At 47.9% G+C, this 19,180-nt stretch carries 12 protein-coding genes and 1 pseudogene; 9 read left to right on the forward strand and 4 right to left on the reverse strand.

Annotated features, from left to right (window positions below):
• Positions 1 to 167 (reverse strand): transposase (locus DXC57_RS15785; RefSeq protein WP_243101495.1); only part of this gene is annotated, 167 nt, incomplete at its 3' end.
• Positions 168 to 720: 553 nt separating this feature from the next.
• Here DXC57_RS15785 and DXC57_RS15790 point away from each other — a divergent pair.
• The 6 genes and pseudogenes from DXC57_RS15790 (at position 721) to DXC57_RS14350 (ending at position 6,347) form a co-directional block, all read left to right on the forward strand.
• A complete protein-coding gene (locus tag DXC57_RS15790) occupies positions 721 to 972 on the forward strand; it encodes a hypothetical protein (RefSeq protein WP_242995680.1) in 252 nt (83 codons plus the stop codon).
• Between the two features lie 44 nt (positions 973 to 1,016).
• A complete protein-coding gene (locus DXC57_RS14330; protein WP_347502166.1) occupies positions 1,017 to 2,231 on the forward strand; it encodes an ROK family transcriptional regulator in 1,215 nt (404 codons plus the stop codon).
• Between the two features lie 357 nt (positions 2,232 to 2,588).
• Positions 2,589 to 3,617, forward strand: a complete 1,029-nt coding sequence (locus tag DXC57_RS14335; protein ID WP_118653250.1) for an alcohol dehydrogenase catalytic domain-containing protein — start codon at positions 2,589 to 2,591, stop codon at positions 3,615 to 3,617.
• Positions 3,618 to 3,626: 9 nt separating this feature from the next.
• Positions 3,627 to 4,018 (forward strand): annotated as a pseudogene (locus DXC57_RS14340) (VOC family protein).
• Between the two features lie 18 nt (positions 4,019 to 4,036).
• Positions 4,037 to 5,401, forward strand: a complete 1,365-nt coding sequence (locus DXC57_RS14345; RefSeq protein ID WP_118653252.1) for an MFS transporter — start codon at positions 4,037 to 4,039, stop codon at positions 5,399 to 5,401.
• Positions 5,385 to 6,347 (forward strand): carbohydrate kinase, encoded by a 963-nt coding sequence (locus tag DXC57_RS14350; RefSeq protein ID WP_118653254.1) that lies wholly within the window; start codon positions 5,385 to 5,387, stop codon positions 6,345 to 6,347. The genes DXC57_RS14345 and DXC57_RS14350 overlap by 17 nt, the downstream gene beginning before the upstream one ends.
• A gap of 291 nt (positions 6,348 to 6,638) precedes the next feature.
• Here the strand turns inward: DXC57_RS14350 and DXC57_RS14355 are convergent, their stop codons facing one another.
• From DXC57_RS14355 to DXC57_RS14365, 3 genes are read right to left on the reverse strand one after another with little or no spacing between them, the layout of a single operon-like run.
• Positions 6,639 to 8,540, reverse strand: a complete 1,902-nt coding sequence (locus tag DXC57_RS14355; RefSeq protein ID WP_118653256.1) for a GHKL domain-containing protein — start codon at positions 8,538 to 8,540, stop codon at positions 6,639 to 6,641.
• A gap of 1 nt (position 8,541) precedes the next feature.
• Positions 8,542 to 10,536 carry a hypothetical protein gene (locus DXC57_RS14360; protein ID WP_147354109.1) on the reverse strand — a complete coding sequence of 665 codons (1,995 nt, stop codon included), beginning with the start codon at positions 10,534 to 10,536 and terminating at the stop codon, positions 8,542 to 8,544.
• Positions 10,533 to 11,261: a LytTR family DNA-binding domain-containing protein gene (locus DXC57_RS14365; protein WP_182457332.1), complete on the reverse strand. Its 729-nt coding sequence runs from the start codon at positions 11,259 to 11,261 to the stop codon at positions 10,533 to 10,535. Before DXC57_RS14365 ends, DXC57_RS14360 begins: the two co-directional genes overlap by 4 nt.
• Before the next feature lie 342 nt (positions 11,262 to 11,603).
• On the opposite strand from DXC57_RS14365, the gene DXC57_RS14370 reads away from it, so the two are divergent.
• From DXC57_RS14370 to DXC57_RS14380, 3 genes are read left to right on the forward strand one after another with little or no spacing between them, the layout of a single operon-like run.
• Entirely contained in the window at positions 11,604 to 11,993 is a 390-nt protein-coding gene (locus DXC57_RS14370) for a response regulator transcription factor (RefSeq protein WP_118653262.1), read from the forward strand.
• A complete protein-coding gene (locus DXC57_RS14375) occupies positions 11,968 to 12,342 on the forward strand; it encodes a hypothetical protein (protein ID WP_118467306.1) in 375 nt (124 codons plus the stop codon). The genes DXC57_RS14370 and DXC57_RS14375 overlap by 26 nt, the downstream gene beginning before the upstream one ends.
• Positions 12,343 to 19,071: an S-layer homology domain-containing protein gene (locus DXC57_RS14380; RefSeq protein ID WP_243101491.1), complete on the forward strand. Its 6,729-nt coding sequence runs from the start codon at positions 12,343 to 12,345 to the stop codon at positions 19,069 to 19,071.
• Positions 19,072 to 19,180: the final 109 nt, after the last annotated feature.

The following is a 19,180-nucleotide window of genomic DNA, read 5'->3' on the forward strand; positions in this document are numbered from 1 at the left end:
AATAAATGAACGGTAAAACCTTTATCGTCAGCTATCTGCTGCACGAGTTCCTGCAGGTATTTCTCAACTTCTGGGGTTAATATCTTCCGTCTGTATTTCACTGACCAAACCATATGGTAGTTAATATTACACACGCAAGTTCTATAATGTATCAGATTTCCTTTCATACATATAGTATATCATATTGAAGTGTAATACGCAATTATTATTCGAACATATTTTCGCTTTTATTGTATGCCGGTTACGGCATTACTATCAAAGGATGAGAATTATTATACTATTTGCATTGTGCAGATATGCACACTACTGTGCTTTCATCTCGGTAATTAAATTGCCGAGGATTCCCGCTTATTGTCCTAAACTTAAAAAACAGGTTGCTAAATTCAGAGAAACTGTATATACTAAGGATAGAAGTAAATGTTTGCCGCTTGCTGATGGTGCGGGGTATAAATAATTCAGTTCGTAAATGAAGCCACTTGCTATACAGGTGGGATAAAAATAGTATAGTTTGTAAATGTTCCCCATCAGTGAATGCTGATGGGGAATTTTATCACAGAGGAAAGATTGTTTATGGAGATACGACAGGGATATTCTTACCATATCAAGGATGAATTTTTTGACTTGGTTCAGGATAAATATTTGATGAGCAATAAGGAACAAGGAAATTATCGACCACATTACTATGCGATTTAGGATAAAAAGAATCCAAAAATATATTGGATGATACCGATTAGTTCACAAGCAGATAAGTATAAGGGAATCATTGAGAAGAAAAAGAAAAGATATGGTAAATGCAATACAATTGTAATTGGCTTATTTGCAGGAAAAGAAAATGCTTTTCTGATACAGAATGCGTTTCCTGTTATTGAAAAATATTTTGACCATATACATACGATTCAGGAACAGCCAGTAACAATACATAAAAAGCTGGATAAGCTACTTGTTGAAAATCTGAATGATGAGATAACGTGAATGAAAAATATAGTGAGTGGGTATTTGGTAAATTTGATTCTTAAATGCCAGTATTTCTGAATGCAGCAAATTTTTATTATAGAACATTACTTTACAAGAAGCATAAAAAAGCATATAATTCTTTTGTAAAATATTTAATAAAAGAGGGTAAGAAAACGGAAAATAAAGATAAAAAAAATATGACAAGAAAAAAAATAATTAATTATGTGCTGAACAATCATGTTACATCTAAGGCGGAAATCGCAAAAGAGTTAAACTTGAGTATGCCGACTGTGTTAGCAAATGTGAATGACTTGTTAGAAAAAAGGGTGTTGGAAGAAACTGGGGAATATGCTTCAACCGGTGGAAGGAAGGCAAAAAGTATAGGGATTAATAAGTCATACTGTCATGCAATGGGAATTTTGATTACAGCGAATCATATAGAAATGGTATTAGTAAATCTTGGAGATGAGATTATAAAAAAAGATCGCATCCGTTTAAAATTTACGGCTGAATTATCTTATTGTACAGAGGCGGCACAAAAGGTCAAAACTTTTCTTGAAGGCGAAGTAGCGAAGGACACGCTACTTGGGATTGGAGTGGCGATTCCAGGAATTATTGATCAGAAAGAACGGATCGTTTTAAAATCCCATGCTTTAGGTATAGAGAATTATAGTCTGCGCTTTTTAGAGCAGGCTCTGGAAATTCCAGTATATTTTGAAAACGATGCTAATGCTGCAATGCTTGCAGAAAAAAAACAAAAGTATCCAAATGCGATATATCTGTCTTTGAACCACACCTTAGGAGGTGCATTCTGCATAGATGGAAAGCTGTTTCGAGGGCAGAACCAGAAAGCAGGAGAGTTTGGTCATATGATACTCGTTCCCAGTGGAAGAAAGTGCTATTGTGGTAAATTAGGATGTGCAGATGCATATTGTGCTGCAAGTGTGTTGACACAAGATAATAGGCAGTCATTGGATGCGTTTATGGAAAAAATTGAAAGTGGTGATGAAAAAATTTTGCAGATATGGGATGAGTATCTGGATCATCTTGCGGTTTTGATATCAAATCTGCGGATGGCATATGATATGGATATCATACTAGGAGGTGATGTGGGAGGTGTATTGTCAGATTATATGATACCACTGGGAGAAAAAGTGATGGCATATAATGGCTTTGAGCATGATGTTTCATACTTGAAAAATTGTTCGTATAAGAAAGAAGCGTCGGCTGTTGGAGCCGCGAAATACTTTTTCACAAAACATATGGTAGAATTGTAGTAACTGTCCACAAGTAGGAATTTTCTGAACTGAAAATTCCGTACGGTACAGCTCCCACTGACAGGTTGCAAAGCGAATGCGGATGTCCGCTTTATATGTGTGAAAAACGAGAAGTTGTGTAAGATTAGAAAAAGAAATTATAGTAAAAAACGGAAAGAAAACAGTAACTGCGGTTTCCTTTCCGTTTTTTTGTGTGTGTTAATTGTGAAAAATACACAAAAAATATATTTTGAAATTATGAAATATATAAAATGTGAAAAAATATATTGACAAAGTTTGTTAACATGGTAATAATATAATTACTTTGATAAAACATTTTATAAAACATAAGATAAAACAAAAAAGGAGGAAACAATTATGTTGCAGCAGGTAATGACAAATCCAGGAGAAATTATTTTCAGAGAGATTCCGGTTCCGGAGGTAAAGGAAAATCAGGTGTTGGTAAAGATTATGAATATTGGTGTTTGTGGATCAGATATTCATGTTTATCATGGAAAACATCCGTTTACAAAATATCCGGTAACACAGGGACATGAGGTTTCCGGTGAGATTACAGAACTTGGAAAAAATGTTACAGAGTTTCATGTGGGACAGAAGGTGACGATAGAGCCGCAGGTATATTGTGGACACTGCTATCCATGCCGTCATGGAAAGTATAATCTCTGTGAGGAATTAAAAGTAATGGGATTTCAGACGACAGGAACAGCATCTGAGTATTTTGCAGTGGATGCATCGAAAGTAACACCGATTCCAGAAGATATGTCCTATGAAGAAGGAGCTATGATCGAACCGCTTGCAGTGGCAGTTCATGGTGTAAAACAGATGGGCGATGTGGCTGGCATGAATATTGCAGTCCTTGGTGCAGGACCGATCGGAAATCTTGTAGCACAGGCAGCAAAAGGAATGGGGGCAGCGAAAGTGATGATCACAGATATCAGTGATCTTAGACTGGCAAAGGCAGAAGAATGTGGGATTGATGTATGTGTGAATACTAGAAACAAAGATTTCGGCGAGGCAATGATCGAAGCATTTGGACCGGATAAGGCGGATGTGATCTACGACTGTGCCGGAAACAATATCACAATGGGACAGGCAATTAAATATGCAAGAAAAGGAAGCACGATCGTACTGGTGGCTGTTTTTGCAGGAATGGCAGAAGTAGATCTTGCAGTGGCAAATGACCACGAACTTGACATTAAGAGTACGATGATGTACCGCCATGATGATTATATAGATGGAATCAGACTGGTAAATGAGGGCAAAGTTCATTTGAAGCCGCTCATCTCAAAGACATTTGCTTTTAAGGATTATCTGAAGGCATACCAGTATATTGATGATAACCGCGAGACAACGATGAAAGTAATTATCAACGTCAATGAAAAGTAAGGAGTACATATGGAAAATAAATATGGAATTGTCGGAGTTGCCCATGTCGGGCTTCCGACAAACGATTTACAGAAAACAGTTGAGTTTTATAAGAGTCTTGGATTTGAAGTAATTATGCAGTCTTATAATGAAAAATCAGGGAAAAAGTAGCATTTTTACAGATAAAAAATTACTGTATAGAGACTTTTGAAAATGGGAAGGCGGTAATGTCAGATGGTGCATACCAACATATTGCACTTGATGTGGAAGACATTGATAGTATGTATCAGAAAATCTGCAATGAAAAATACACAGTTATTACAGACGGAATCGAAGAACTGCCATTTTGGGAAAATGGTGTGAAGTTTTTTATGATTAAGGGACCAAATGAAGAAAGAATAGAGTTCTGTCAGAAACTTTAATAAAAATAGGAGAGACATATGGGAAGCGAAAACAAAAATGGAAAAGTACCGCTGATCAGTAAGATTGCATATGGGTTTGGTGATGTTGGATGTAATTTCAGCTGGATGTTCGTCAGTAATTTTCTGATGATATTTTATACAGACGTGTTCGGAATCAGTATGGCGGCTGTGTCAGCACTTATGCTTTTTTCAAGATTCTGGGATGCAATCAATGATCCAATCGTCGGGGGCCTTACGGATAAAACAAAATCGAGATGGGGACGGTACCGTCCATGGCTGTTAGTAGCGGCACCAATTACAGCGATTCTTCTTGTCATGACATTCTGGGCAAGACCTGACTGGTCGCAGAATGGAAAGATCATTTATATGGTAATTACATATTGTCTGCTGGTTTTGGGGTATACCTGTGTGAATATTCCATATGGAACCTTGTGTGGTGCTATGACACAGGATATTGATGAACGTGCAAAAATAAATACATCCCGTTCGGTTGCAGCGATGATTGCAATTGGTGTGTTAAATATTATCACAGTTCCACTGCTCAGCAAATTCGGCAGTCACAGTGCAAAGACAGGATATCTGACGGTTGCGGTCATATATGGATGTATTTTTACAGCCTGTCATTTCTTCTGCTTTGCGAAGACGAAAGAGGCGTTAATTACTCCGGAAAAAGAAAAAATTTCTGTAAAGGTACAGTTGAAAGCAGTCATGAAGAACAGACCATATCTTCTTGCATTGGCAGGACAGATATTATTTGGATTTACATTGTATGGTAGAAACGCAGATATTCTGTATTATTTTACATATGTGGAAGGGAATGCCTCCTACTACACAACTTATTCGATGTGCATTATTATTCCTTCTATCATCGGGGCAGCCTGTTTTCAACCATTATTCCACAAGTTGAATAATAAAGGAAGAACAGCAGCTCTCTTTGCTTTATTTACAGGAATTTCCATGTTGCCTATGTTTTTCTTCAATGCCAAAGAATCACCAGCTATTTTTTATGCATTATCTGGTCTCACACAGTTTTTTTTCTCAGGATTTAATACCGCAATCTATGCAATTATTCCAGACTGTGTGGAATATGGGGAGTGGAAAACCGGACTTAGAAATGACGGTTTTCAGTATGCGTTTATTTCACTCGGAAATAAAATAGGAATGGCAGTTGGAACAGCACTTTTAGCAGGAATACTTGGAAAATATGGTTATATTGCAAATCAGACACAAAATGCAATTGTACTTTCAATTATGAAACATGCATTTACGACGATTCCAGGTGCACTGTGGATTGTGACTGCGGTTGTATTATTTTTCTACCGGTTAAATAAAAAACGTTATAACGAGATTGTGGAGGAACTGAAAAATGGAAGAAAAAGTTGATATCGTGGCATTGGGAGAATTGCTGATTGATTTTACGGAAGCAGGACACAGTCAAGATGGGAGAAAATTGTTCGAACAGAATCCCGGCGGTGCTCCGGCAAATCTTCTAACCGTTGCAAGCCACTTTGGGTATCGCACCTCTTTTATTGGAAAAGTTGGAAACGATATGCATGGTAAATTTTTAAAGAAGACACTGCAAACGGAAGGAATCAATACAGATGCTATCGTCGAAGATGCAGATTATTTTACAACACTGGCATTTGTGGAAATCGGTGAAAATGGAGAACGGAATTTTTCTTTTGCAAGAAAACCAGGTGCAGATACACAGTTAAAAAAAGAAGAACTGGATCAGACGTTAATTTCCGGATGTAAAATTTTTCATTTTGGATCATTATCGCTGACAGATGAACCGGCAGAAAGTACAACGATTGAAGCGGTAAAAATGGCAAAAGCAGCGGGTGCACTTATTTCCTATGATCCGAATTATCGACCGTCTCTTTGGAGGAGCAAAGAGGATGCAGTGAAAAAAATGAGATCTGTCATAGAATTGGTAGATGTCATGAAGGTATCGGATGAAGAGAGTACTCTGTTGACAGAGGCGAAAAGTTATGAGCAGGCTGCAGATCAACTCCTTGCCATGGGACCAAAGCTGGTTGCCATTACATTGGGAGAACAGGGCGTTCTTATGGCAACAAAAAGCAGAAAAGAAATCATCAAAGCATTTCAGATACATGCGGTCGACACGACTGGGGCAGGTGATTCATTCTGGGGAGGCGTATTGTGCAGTATCCTTTCCGTGAATAAGAATGTTGAAAAAATGGAATGGGAAGAAATCAGAAAGTGTGCTGTTTTGGGAAATGCAGTTGCAGGATTGTGTGTGCAAAAGAGAGGTGGAATCCCTGCGATTCCGACGAAAGAGGCGGTGTTTGAATTCATGCAGAAATAATGAATGTATATGAACAAACCCCCTCGGGGAGACCGGTGGGCGGACAATATTTTCGTGGCAGGAACGATCCCTGCCTGTTACTATTATTATACGCGGCAAACGAAAATGTGTAAATCCTCTGGCGGCGGCAGCCGAGACCCCCAACGAGCAATGTATCGGAATGTCCAAAAGGATATTCCGATACATTGCTCGTCTACGGTATCCCGAATCCGGGATACCCCACACCCTCCGGGCAAAGTCCATCCATCAGGTCTTGCCTATGTTATCTGAATGCGCCTCAAAAAACAGTTTTTACATCTGTATTGTAATTCCAACAAGAAAGGATTCCTCACCGGGAACGAGATCGAGATCACCGCCATGGCTTTCAATGATTTTTCGGACAGAGGAAAGCCCGATTCCATGATCATCAGATGTACCCTTTCGGGAGAGGAATGTTTTTCCCTCTTGCAAGGCCAGACCGTCGTAAGTGTTTTCAATCTTCAAAAAGTACATATTGCCTCTGGTTTCGCCTGCAATGAAAACGCGGCGCACCCCTTGCTTTTGGCGGCTGCACGCCTCAACGGCATTGTCCAAAAGATTGCCCAGCACCGTACACAGTTCCACATCGGTAAGCGGCATATGATCGGGAAGATCGAGCCGCACCTGAAATTCTGTCCCTTGTGTCTGCGCCATGCCGTAGTAGTATTCAATCAGTGCATTTACGACGGGATTTTTGCAGAACTGGGCAGGGGAGTGACCCGATGATGCAGCAACCTGTTCCTCTACCTGTAACAGGAAGGAGCAGATCTCCGTCTGCCCACGTTCAGAGGCCATGCGGTCTATGGTGCGCAGATGGTGTTTGATGTCGTGGATCAGCCTTCTGTTTTCTGCCGCTGCTTCAGAAACCTGACGGCTGTATTCGGTCTGCATAGAAAGCTGACGGATGACCTGCTTGCGTTCTTCCTGGAAAATCAGGCTGTTTCCATATCCTTCTATCACATCGCGCCAGAGGGAATAACCGATGGCTGCTGCTATGAAAAAGCTGCCCCATTCCAAAAACCAACCGCCGATAACCGGCTCATAAACCGGCAGAAGGCGATCCCATATAAAGGCGCAGGTTGCGGCTGCCGCAGCATAGAAGATCGGCCTGCTCCGTTTTTCTCCTCTGTGAATGGCAAGCACAGCGATGATAAGCAGATAGAGCGCAGATGCCGCCTTATAACAAAAGACCGATGCAGAGAAAAAGCGAATGGCTCCAAGGGAGAGATGGGAAGCCATCATGCCATACACAAACGCATATACCAGGAAGGCAGCGCCCACTCCATTACTGATGGCCGCAGGCAGGAAGCCCGGCCTGCATATCCGGTTTTGCAGAACTACGATCAGCCAGGTAACCAGATAGATACAGAACAGTTCAATCGTGTACCAGGGGAATACGGGAACCGCAGCCAGCATATGAAGCACCGGATAGGATGACAGGCCGCACATGGCAAGGCAGATCAGTCCGAACAGGAATGTATTTTTCTGTTTCATCCGGCGGCTGAAATAAAAGGACAGCAGCGCACAGACAAAGGTAACTGTACAGCTGAACAGGCAGAATGCAAACCGGATTCCTCTGGTTGTATTGACCGCCAGCATCGTTCCGAAAGCAGGCGGATAGACAATCCCTCCGTAAAAGTGGTCATAGTTGCTGACCGCTATGGTGAGTGTGACCGGTTTTCCGCCATGAAAAGTGACCATGCGGTTTTGAACCAATGGTGTTCCCTGTGCCGGTTCCCCCATTTGCAGGATCAGGTCATGATCCAGATAAAGGTTGTAAGCAGAAAACACTTCCGGGATTTCCAGCGCATATGTTTCCTTCCGTTCCGGCAGAAAGAATGTCATCTGATAAGTCCCGCAGCCATAGGGAGAAGGGGTTGCAGGGCTGGAGAAATTGGTCTGCTCTCCGATGGAAAGGTAGCGCATATAATGGCTTTCATCCCGTATTTCTTCCGGGGTCAAAAGCGCGTCAGGATAAAATGCCCAGCCGGATACCAGAAAGCGCACCGGTGACTTTTGAAGTTCTTCCTCAGAAAGCGCCAGAATCCCATTTGCCGCCTGGATTGTGTTCTGGCTATATTTATTATTGAACTGATACAGGCCAAGAAAAAACAGGGATGAGCACAGGCAGACCATACATAAGGCAGCATATTTTTTTACCGCAGAAGATACCATCTTATTTTCGCCTCCTCCTTAGGAAAAACACACCGGCAGACAGAAGAAGCAGACAGGCCGGAATCAAAAGGAGTATGGGCGACCGGCTATGCTCTGTGTCGGCGGCCTGTGCCAGGGAAACGGCATCTTCCTTTCCAATAATGGTGTATGCCCCTGTATGGCTGATCTGAAAGGAAACGGCTTTTGCCTCATCGTCATAACCGGTCATGGGAATTTCCACGCCGCTTTCATCACAGAGGAACAATGTGCCGGCTGCCGGGTCATTTGGACAGGGCAGCATGACAGAAACATCCGGCAGGGAGCTGAGTGCAGTTCCATTGATGGAAAACGAAAAAGAAAAACCGCCGTCCGTATCCTTTTGGATGATGACTTCAATCTGATCTTCGTTTTGGATGCCCTCCGGCAAGGCGTCTTTTGGTATGCTGATGGTGATTCCCTGTTTGGAAAAGACGGCTCTTTGCTCCCCTGTTTGCAGCATCATCAAAAAGCGCGTGCCGGAAATCCGGTCGGTGGTTTCATCGGAGAACTCTGAAAAATCAGGGCTTTTGGAATCCGCATCTTCCTCTGTATCACCGTTTGCCTGTTCCGATGGGAAATCGTCTTTATCTATATCTATGGAATCATCCTTTCCCTCCAAGGATGGCTCGGAAGACTTGTGGGATGGTTCATGATCCGCAGGATCATTTTCTTCACTGACCGGTGGTGCTTTTTCAGAATCATCGGAATTCGTTCCACCGCCATTTGTTGCAGGCGGTTTTGGAGGCTTTGTGGAGGGCCTGTCTGCGAAACCGTCATCTTGATCGTCGGTATCTTCAGGAGGCGGCTGAATGATGGTATCGGGTGGATTCCCGCCTGCATCCCCTCCATCCCGGTCGCCATCGTGATACCCTTCAAGGACAATTTCATCTGCGTAGGTAAAGGACAGGATGCCGGTTTGCCCGCCGTCATAATCGACCTGAAGGCGGTAACTGCTGCCCGGCGTCAGCAGACGGGTGGCAATCGAGAGCATTTCCTGACCCACATAAACGCCACTTTCCAGGCGGTTCCATGAACCGTTGTTTTCGGACAGCCATACGCTGATCTCATCCAGTTCCCCCGGCGGTGTGACCCAGGGAAAATGAAGGTTTCCTCTGGCGGACAGAAAGCAGTTAATGTCCGGTCTGCCTGGAGCCTGTACAGAAACAGGAATTGAGATTTCAGGGAAAGCAATTCCCTTTGCAAACGCAGTATTTGCTGGTGCGGTCAGCTTTCCAATGGCATGGTACAGTCCCACAGTATTCAAATCAATACCAGAAAAATCCCATTCCACCACAGCGGTGTAGCTGGTTCCATTTTCCGCATAGCATTCCAGATAGTAAGGGGAAAAGGCAAACAAATTTTCCAGCGTTTCGGTTTCGCTGCCCTGTTGAACCGCAAACGCGTCCGTATAAGGATACCACTTTTCTATGGAGGTGATGACAGCAGGCGGCATTTCTTTCACCCGGACGGAAATCTGAAGCTCCTGCAAGACAGCTTCACCAAAGGCATACCCCTCCGGCAGTTTAATCCGACCTGCTGCGGTATATTCGCCTGGAGTGGTCTGGTCAATGGCCGAAAAATCCCATGCGACAGAAAGTGTTTCCTGCCGGATTTCTTCACCTGCTGTTACCGTGGCGCAGACGGTTTGATACCGAAGGGCCAGCTGATAAATTTCCTCCAGGTCATCATCAGACGGTGTGGTTCTAAGGGGCAGGGTGAAATCTGGCAGGGAGAGCAGTTCGTCTTCCTTTTGTATTTCTGTGACAAGGATGAGGGATACTTCTTCCGGTGCTTCCGGGGTTTTGCTCTTCAGTGTCCCCGGAGCCTCGCTTTCTAAACCCGGCGGATTCTCCCTTCTTTTATCGGCATTGGCTGGGGTTGCGGTTTCAGCGGCAAATGCGGGGATACTGCCGGTGAAGCAGAGGAGACAGGCCAGACAGCCCTCCAGAATACGCCTGTGCATTTGCTTCATTCTCATACGATACCCCCCATTCCAGAGAAAACATATTGACGGTAAGTTTCCCGCAGCTGTTTTCCATTGCGGAGGGCAATCGGAAGTTCCTCCCCGTTTATCAAACGGAAGGTCTGACTGTCAACCTGGCTGATGTAATCCATGTTGATTAAAATGCCCCGGTAGCAGGGCAAAAAACGCTTGTCCTTCTGCAATGCGGCAGTAACCTCCTGAAAGCCTCCGCTTACCGGTATCACGCGTTCCGCCGTATGAATCCGTGTCATACGGCTTTGATAATCTATGTATAGAATCTTCTCTGTGGGAAGTTCCAGTTTTTGACGGTCAGCCATAACCGAAAGTGTCATCACTTCATAGGGCGGTTTTAGCTGGCACAGCTCCATCGCTTCTTCAAAATCTGCCTGATGGAGCGAAAGCGGCTTCAGCAGATAATAGCTGGCGGACAGGCTGTACCCCATCCGGGCATAATCTTCTGTAATGGTCAGAAAAACGATCTTACAGAGCCTGTTTTTCTGGCGCAGCCTTCTGGCGGTCTCTATTCCATCCATGTTCTCCATATAGATGTCCATAAAGACAAGCTGAAAATTGACCTGGGCGGCAGCTTTCAGAAAATTCTCTCCGTCCTCAAATTCTGTCAGCGTATAATCCAGCTGATGCTTTTTCATATAATTTTCCAGGCAGGCAGACAGTTCGGCTCTGTCATCTGCTCTGTCATCCACAATCGCAATCTGCATCGTGCCATCTCCTTTGCACAATAATCCAATATTAGTATAACATAAAACCGCAGGAAAAAACTTGCGTCTTAAACAGGAAACCTGCGTCTTAAACAAAGTCGGTTGCATTTCTCTTGACAAGATGCTACTCTAATTATACTACCAGACTTTCCGATGAGAAGGTCTGGTTTTTTTATGTGACAGGAAATTCCGAAGAATTCCCTGTCACATAAAAAAGGCACTAACGTGCCAAAGATGCGCACTTGCGCGAAGATGTAGATTGTCGCAAGCGACCGCGCAAGGCGCAAGAATGTGCCAAGGCACATTCTTTCTTGTTTTTCTTTTCAGGAAAGGAGGCTCAGCATGAAAATCGCACTTTGTACGGAATTAAGGAATGCAGAATGGTTTGAGAGCAGGCTGCGCTCCCTTTTTGCTGGGGACGGACAGCTTGTCATCGACGAGCTATGGAATGAGAAGCAGCTATCTCAGGCACTGCGGCGGAGCCGCTACCATGCGGTTGTCATCGCCATGACCGGGGCAAGGGGATTGGAGGCTGCCATTCAGGCAAAGCAGCTGGCACCGGAAACACCGATTGTCTGGTGGAGCGATGATGAAAACTTTGCCCTGATCGCATATCACCTGCGTATCCCTGCGTTCCTTTCGGCAGACTGCTCCGATCAGGAGCTATATGAGGCGATAAAACCCATCACAAAATGGAGGTGCGAACATGCGAATTGCGCTGTGCAGTTATAGTCAGAAGGAGAAAGAAACGGCGTTACTGATGAAGCTTGGCAAAGTAGACCGCTTTGACAATGGCGTATTCTGCGTCTATGCCATGCAGCGGGATGGGCCTTATGATGCTGTGGTTGTCATGGAGGACGGAGCCAGGGGAATGAATTTCTGCATGAGCATACGAGGGTACAGCAAGGATGTCCCGCTCCTGTGGATCAGCGACCAGGCAGAATTTGAACCCCAAAGCCGCAGGATGCAGGCGGACACCTTTTTGGTAAAGCCTGTGACAGAATATCAGCTGCGGGAGGCGGTATCCCAGCTGCTTCAGAAAACAACGAGAAGGAACGAACCGCGTGAGGAGGATGAATAAATGATATGGAAATGGAAACGGCCGGCCGCATTTTTACTGGCGGCGGCAATGATTTTTACGATGCCGGGAGTTCCGGCATCTGCGGTGGAAGCGGGTGTATCCGCCGTCCATACGGGGTTGTGCAAGCATCACCCGGAACATACAGAGGACTGCGGATATACGGAAGGAACCGAAGGGGCAGCCTGTAAACATGAGCATACTGAGGATTGCTACACCCTTGTGAAGAAGTGTATCCATAAACATGACGAAAGCTGTTACCCTGTTTTGGAAGGCAGCGTATCAGAAAATACGGCGACCTCATCTGAAGTAGAGGAGGCCAAGCCGACCGAGTGTACCCATGAATGCAGTGAGGAAAGCGGCTGTAAAACAAAAAAATTAAGCTGTCCTCATGAACGCGGCGAGCATGACGATACCTGCGGCTACATTCCGGCCACAGAGGGGACGCCCTGCGGGTATACCTGCGAGCTGTGCAATTCCCAGGACAGCGGGCTTGTTCCCGGTGTGTCCGGGAATGCTCCGGCGGAGTGCATCTGCGAAACCCGTTGTGAGAAAGAGGCGGTCAATTCCGACTGCCCGGTCTGCTCTGCGGAAGATGCAGACCTCTCTGCCTGCAAGGGAACAGAGCAGGCAATGTCCCTGATGGCAGCTGCGGCAGACGATGGAACCATCTCCGGCGATGTTACCTGGGAGAACCAGACCATAACTACCCCGGTGAGACTGACCGGCGACACAACAATCACGCTGAAAGGCGAGAATACCATTACGATTTCCGATACTGCTGAGGTCTCCGCTCTGGAAATGGATTATCGTAGTCTGACCATTCAGGGAAGCGGCAGTCTGACGGTCACTGTTCCTAACAGGAAATATGGTATTGCGGATTCCGCTTACAGTGACACCGTCGGCGGGAAGCTTACCATAAAAGACGGGGCAAAGATAACCACCAACGGCGGTCAGTACGGCTTGAGCGCTAAAACCATCGTGATTGAGAGTGGAACGCTGAATCTCAATTCCGGTTACGGTATTGACACTGCATCCCTGACCATGAACGGAGGAACCCTTTACGCCACCGGAAACTATGGTGCGATTTCGAATAGTTATGGAAAGGCCCGAAACATTGACAGCAACCTGACCATTCTGTATTCGGAAAGTCAGAATGCAAAAACAGACGATATGTCGGTCGGCACAGCGGCCGATACGACAAGAGAAGGGGACGTCAAGACCATCTACATCGCCAAGATGGCGCCCCGCGCAAGCCTGATTGTCGGCGCGCAGCAGGGAACCATACAGGAAAGCTTAGGCAGTCAGACGGCGACCTTCTCCGTGACCGGCAGCAAGGTCAAGAAGGAAACCCTGCAAGTGGACTGGGTGGGCGGGCACACCGGTCTGACGGCGGTAAAATCCGCTGACGGCGCGACCATCACCGTTACCGCCGACAGCAACGTCAAGGAGGGCAGCTATAAGCTGAAGCTGACCGCAGACGGTATAGAAGGTGTCTCTCCCGCTAAGGCGACCGCCACCGCAACGGTCACCGTCGCCGCCGCGCCCAGAAACCCCATTACCATAAACCAGCAGCCGGAGGTCGTATATGAGAAATTAAATGGGGAAAGTGTAGCGGTTGTCGATGTCAAAGCCTCTCTGGAAAGCGGTCAGTCCGGTCAAATCACCTATCAGTGGTATGTGAACGGAAAAGAATGTCAGGGCACAAGCAGCGCCCGTTATAGTAAAATCGTCCTGACCAAGTCCAACCTGACCCCAGTGGCGGGCAAGGACTGGGAGTACAGCGGCCAGGTCTACTGCAAGCTGTCCTATAATAACTATACCGTAGATACAAAAACTGTCACCGTTACCATTAACACCTGCCCCCATGAAAAATACACCAACGAAGGCAAATGCCAACAGTGCGGCGAACCGTGCAGCAAGGATGTGCTCTTTATTCGCAACGGTATCCCCTATACGTTTGAAGGCGATAACCCTGATGTTGGGTTCATTCTGTTCTCCGGCGGAACCGCTTATTTTGTGCGGGATACTAACGCAACCTTGAAAGCGGGGAACGGCGATACGGCGAACATGGACATTACGCTGGATCTGCAGGGCCACAAGGTCAAGACGCTGGATCTGCAAAATTTCCCGTACAAGAGCGTTACCATCAAAAACGGCACGATAAATGACATTGCCACCAGCGCCCCCGCGGTGTTGATATTAGACAGCGTTACAACAGGCGGGGAGGCCTGGAGTAAGCTGTTTACCCTGACGGTAAAGGGCAACTGCGTGTTTCAGCATCAGGTGAATTTCCTCGGGAAAACCCAGCTCCAGGGCGGCACGTTCCAACGTGGAATCAATGCAGCACTTGGTGAGAAGGCCCTGGCTCTGCTGGCGGAGGGATATGCCTTTGCAGACGCCGATAACGACGAAATTCTGAACGTTTCCAATGTAGATATTGCGAATAGAGCGGTCAAGGTGGTCGCGCATACCGACCAATATCATAACGGCAAATGTGTCTGCGGCAGAGTCTGCGACCATGCGGGCAAGGTGGACAGCGCCGGTTACTGCACCCGCTGCCATGCGCTGGTGGAGGCATTTGAAACCGGCGGCAAGCGATACACCAGTCTGGAAAACGCGCTGGCTGCCGCGAAGGACGGTGACACGATCACGCTGCGGGGGCCTTTGGACATCGAGAACGCAGACCCCATCGAGGTCAGCAAAAATATTATACTGAACCTGAATGGACACACCCTGAGCAAATCCCGTGAGAAGGCGCTTCTGTGCATCCTCGGCTCCAATGTAGTCATAGCGAACGGCACAGTGCGAAGCACCTGCGTCTCCAAGTCCGCTAACGCGGTGGAAGTTGGAAAGTTTCGCCACACAGGCGCAAAGCTGACGCTGGACAATGTCATTCTGGAGGGCAGCATAGGCGGCGGAACTGGCGTCCGTGGACGTGGGCTTTTCATTTGTACCGGGAACGAAGCTGTGATAATGAGCGGCAAGGTCATCGGCGGTATCTACACGGAGGGAGCGCTGACCATGTCCGGCGGCAGCGCGGAACAGCTGAAATTGGGACTTCTTGACAATATTCCAGTGACCTTGTCCGGCGGCTCCTTTGACAGCATCAAAATCGGGAATGACGCAGATTACCAGTCCCTGCTGGCAGGGGGCTATGCCTATCAGAAGAAAGACGGCGCATTGGTCAAGCTGTCGGAGATGAATGAGAATACTGCCGTAACCGTTGTGAAGTGCAGTCACCCGGATGACCCTTCCGGCGGGAATGTTTGCCCCTACTGCGGCTATGCCGCTGTGGTGACAAAGACGGACGGCAGCATTTCCTACTATCGGACGGCAGGCGAGGCCATCGCCGCAGCCGGCGGCGGTACGGTGAAGCTGCTGGCAAATGCAGGCGAGATCACCATCAGCAGCCCGCTCAAGCTGGATCTGAACGGTAAGACGGCGACAAAACTGACCGTTACCGGAGATGTCACGCTGGCATCCCTACTGCCGGAGGGCTGCGCCTTCAAGAGCGGCACCACCTGGATAACCGACCTTACCGGCAAGGAGCTGACCAATGTTTCTGTGGCCAGGCTCCCCATCCAGAGCATGAACTATCCCACCGAGATGAGCATGACCTATGGCGGTACGGGGACGCTGATTGTCAATGTGAGGGGCACCGGCGCTGTAAGCTTCCAGTGGTACAAGGTGGAGGACGGCAAAGAGACAGCCGTTGGCAGTGCGACAACAAGCAATCAATTTAATCTCGCCGAACAAAAGCTGTCCGCAGGTAAGCACATCTTCCGCTTTTCCGCCACCTGCGACGGCTACAAGAAGATGAGCCAGGATATTGTCGTGACAGTACAAAAGGCCGACATCAGGTCAGGCCTCATCACGCCTCCCACAGCGCGGGAAAACCTGACCTATACCGGCCAGGAGCAGGCGCTCATTACCGCGGGCAGCGTGACCAGCGGCGGCACCATGCAGTACAGCCTGACCGAGAACGGCACATACAGCCCGGACATCCCTGTCGGCACCGATGCCGGAGCATATACCGTGTGGTATCGGGTGATTGGCGATGAAAACCACAACGATACCACACCCGCCAGCGTGGAGGTCAGCATTGGAAAGAAACCGCTGACGCTCACCGGGGTAACGGCTGCGTCCAAGTCCTATGATGGCACGACAGACGCGGGCATTACCAGCGTGACCTTCGATAACGTGACCTTGAACCGAGGCACAGACTACACCGTCACCGCCAGCTTTGACGATGCCAGTGTGGGCAACGGCAAGAACATCACTGCCACAGTGACCCTGATGGGGCAGACCGCGAAGAATTACTCCCTGGAGCAGAGCAGCTTCACCACGACTGGCAGCATCATCAAGGCCGCTGCGCCCGACTTCACTAAGGAAACTGCGCTCGTCATTGTAAACGGCTACGAAAAGACCTACACTGTGACGCTTCCCGCCCTGCCCACGCTGGAAACGCCCAAAGAGTACGGTGCACCCACCTATGAGCTCGGCGGAATCACACTGGATGGCAGCTACTACACCGGCGGCGCGAAGGTGGAAAACGGCAAGCTGATCCTGCCGATTCAGAAAAATGACGTGAAAACCACCGGCCCTGTGGGCACAGTGACCGTAGTAATCAAGAGCACAAACTATGAGGACATCACGCTGACCGTCAATGTCAATGCGACCAACAAGCTTGTCCCCACTGTTACGGCACCTACGGCAAACGCCCTGACCTACAACGGTGCAGAACAGGCGCTGGTTACAGCAGGCAAGACCACTGGCGGCACGATGCTCTACCGGCTTGACAATTCTGAGTGGAGCGAGCAGCTCCCCACAGCGAAAAACGCCGGGGAATACACTGTTTGGTATAAGGTTCAGGGAAATGCAGAGTACGCAGATGTGGCAGAACAGAACGTGACTGTGACCGTAGCGAAAAAGTCAGTTACCGTTACGGCGCTTGATCAGAGCGCCTACACCGGCAGCACCGCGCCCGATCTGAGCAGCCCGGAAGCAGATAAGGACTACAAGGTGGAGGGGCTGGTTGGTGCAGATACCCTGAGCGGCACGGTAACACTGGACTACGCACAGACACTGGATATGAGCAAAACCGGAAAAACCGCGATCAACATTACTGGTACGCTGTCAAATGACAATTATGCGATCACCTATGTTTCTGGAACGTTGACTGTTTCCAAGCAATCTTCCAGCGACGGCGGTTCCTCCTCTGGTGGTTCGGGCAGCGGTGGAGGCTCATCCTCCGGCGGTTCTAACGGTTCCGGAAGCAATGATAACACCAACCAGCCGGAAGCCCCTGTCACCGGTGAAACCAAACCCATACAGCCGGATAAAAACGGCAATGCGGCAGTGGATAACAGCTCTGTCCAGTCCGCCATCGACAAGGCCAAACAGGATGCGAAAAAGAACGGCACCACAGAGAACGGGATTGGCGTTACTGTTCCCATCACCCCGGCGGCAGACCAGACCTCTTTTAACGTGACCATCAAGGCGCAGACACTGGATCTGCTGGTCAAAGAAAATGTCCGGCAGTTTACCGTAGCAACAGACCATCTGGTTTCGGTTAATATCGGCCTGGATACTCTGAAGCAGCTGGATACCGCCTACGCTGGCGGGGACATCATTCTCCGGGCAGATAAGGTGGATGCACTGCGTTCCACCGAGGCCAAAGCCACCATCGGCACAAGACCGACCTATGACCTGTCACTGGTCTACCTCTCCGGCGGCAAAGAAACACCGATTGCCAACTTAAATGGTCACATTATATCGGTGCGTTTGCCCTACACACCGGCAAAGGGTGAGCAGACAGGTAATCTCTATGCAGTCTATGTAGATGACGCTGGCAAGGTGGAATGGATCACCAAATCCAGCTACAATGCCAGCCTGAAAGCGGTGGTTTTTGAAACCAGCCATTTCAGCGTTTACGGCGTGGGCTACAAAACTTTTGTCCCGGCCTTTACCGACATTACCGGTCACTGGGCAGCAGATAACATCCTCTTTGCAGCCAGCCGGGGACTGCTCTCCGGCACCAGCGACACCACCTTTAGCCCGGACACCGGCATGACCAGAGGAATGTTTGTGACAGCTCTGGGGCGGTTGGCGGGCATCAACCCGGACAGTTACCAGACCGGGAAATTCACCGATGTGAAAGCCGACGCTTACTATGCCCCCTATGTGAACTGGGCGGCGCAGACCGGCATTGTGGAGGGCGTTACCGCCACCACCTTTGCACCGGACACCAACATCAACCGGGAACAGATGGCGGTGATCATGAAAAATTATGCTGCAAAGCTGGGCTATGACCTGCCCCAGACCTTGAAGGCTGTGACCTTTGCGGACAACACACAGATCAGCAGCTGGGCGAAGGATGCGGTCAAGTCCATGCAGCAGGCGGGCATCCTGACCGGGAAGAATGAAAATAAGTTTGACCCCAAGGGAACCGCCACCCGCGCCGAGGTCGCCACGGTTTTGCGGCGGTTTGTGGAAATCGTCATTGACCCGCAGGCCGCAAACGGCTGGCAGCAGAATGACAGCGGCCAGTGGAACTATTACAGAAACGGGGAGTCAGTGAAGGGCTGGCTCTCCGAGGATCAGAAGTGGTACTGGCTGGACAAGGTCACCGGAATGATGTTTGCCGGAGACTGGAAGCAGATTGATGGTAAGTGGTACTACTTCTACGCAGACGGGACGATGGCGGTGAATACCGCATCCGACAGATGAAAAATGAACCCGTAATGTAATGCAAAAATAATATCAATAAAGAGGGATGTGAACAATATAGGCAAGTTTCTGGTACTGTCGCATACCGACCATGAAGAATATATACTCA

Source organism: Clostridium sp. TF06-15AC (assembly GCF_003481165.1).
Taxonomy (GTDB): domain Bacteria; phylum Bacillota; class Clostridia; order Lachnospirales; family Lachnospiraceae; genus Otoolea; species Otoolea fessa.

Bases quoted from the DNA above. Each gene is read 5' to 3' on its own strand.
- DXC57_RS15790 (WP_242995680.1), top strand. From the start codon at position 721: ATGATACCGATTAGTTCACAAGCAGATAAGTATAAGGGAATCATTGAG.
- DXC57_RS14330 (WP_347502166.1), top strand. From the start codon at position 1,017: ATGCCAGTATTTCTGAATGCAGCAAATTTTTATTATAGAACATTACTT.
- DXC57_RS14335 (WP_118653250.1), top strand. From the start codon at position 2,589: ATGTTGCAGCAGGTAATGACAAATCCAGGAGAAATTATTTTCAGAGAG.
- DXC57_RS14345 (WP_118653252.1), top strand. From the start codon at position 4,037: ATGGGAAGCGAAAACAAAAATGGAAAAGTACCGCTGATCAGTAAGATT.
- DXC57_RS14350 (WP_118653254.1), top strand. From the start codon at position 5,385: ATGGAAGAAAAAGTTGATATCGTGGCATTGGGAGAATTGCTGATTGAT.
- DXC57_RS14355 (WP_118653256.1), bottom strand. From the start codon at position 8,540: ATGGTATCTTCTGCGGTAAAAAAATATGCTGCCTTATGTATGGTCTGC.
- DXC57_RS14360 (WP_147354109.1), bottom strand. From the start codon at position 10,536: ATGAGAATGAAGCAAATGCACAGGCGTATTCTGGAGGGCTGTCTGGCC.
- DXC57_RS14365 (WP_182457332.1), bottom strand. From the start codon at position 11,261: ATGCAGATTGCGATTGTGGATGACAGAGCAGATGACAGAGCCGAACTG.
- DXC57_RS14370 (WP_118653262.1), top strand. From the start codon at position 11,604: ATGAAAATCGCACTTTGTACGGAATTAAGGAATGCAGAATGGTTTGAG.
- DXC57_RS14375 (WP_118467306.1), top strand. From the start codon at position 11,968: ATGCGAATTGCGCTGTGCAGTTATAGTCAGAAGGAGAAAGAAACGGCG.
- DXC57_RS14380 (WP_243101491.1), top strand. From the start codon at position 12,343: ATGATATGGAAATGGAAACGGCCGGCCGCATTTTTACTGGCGGCGGCA.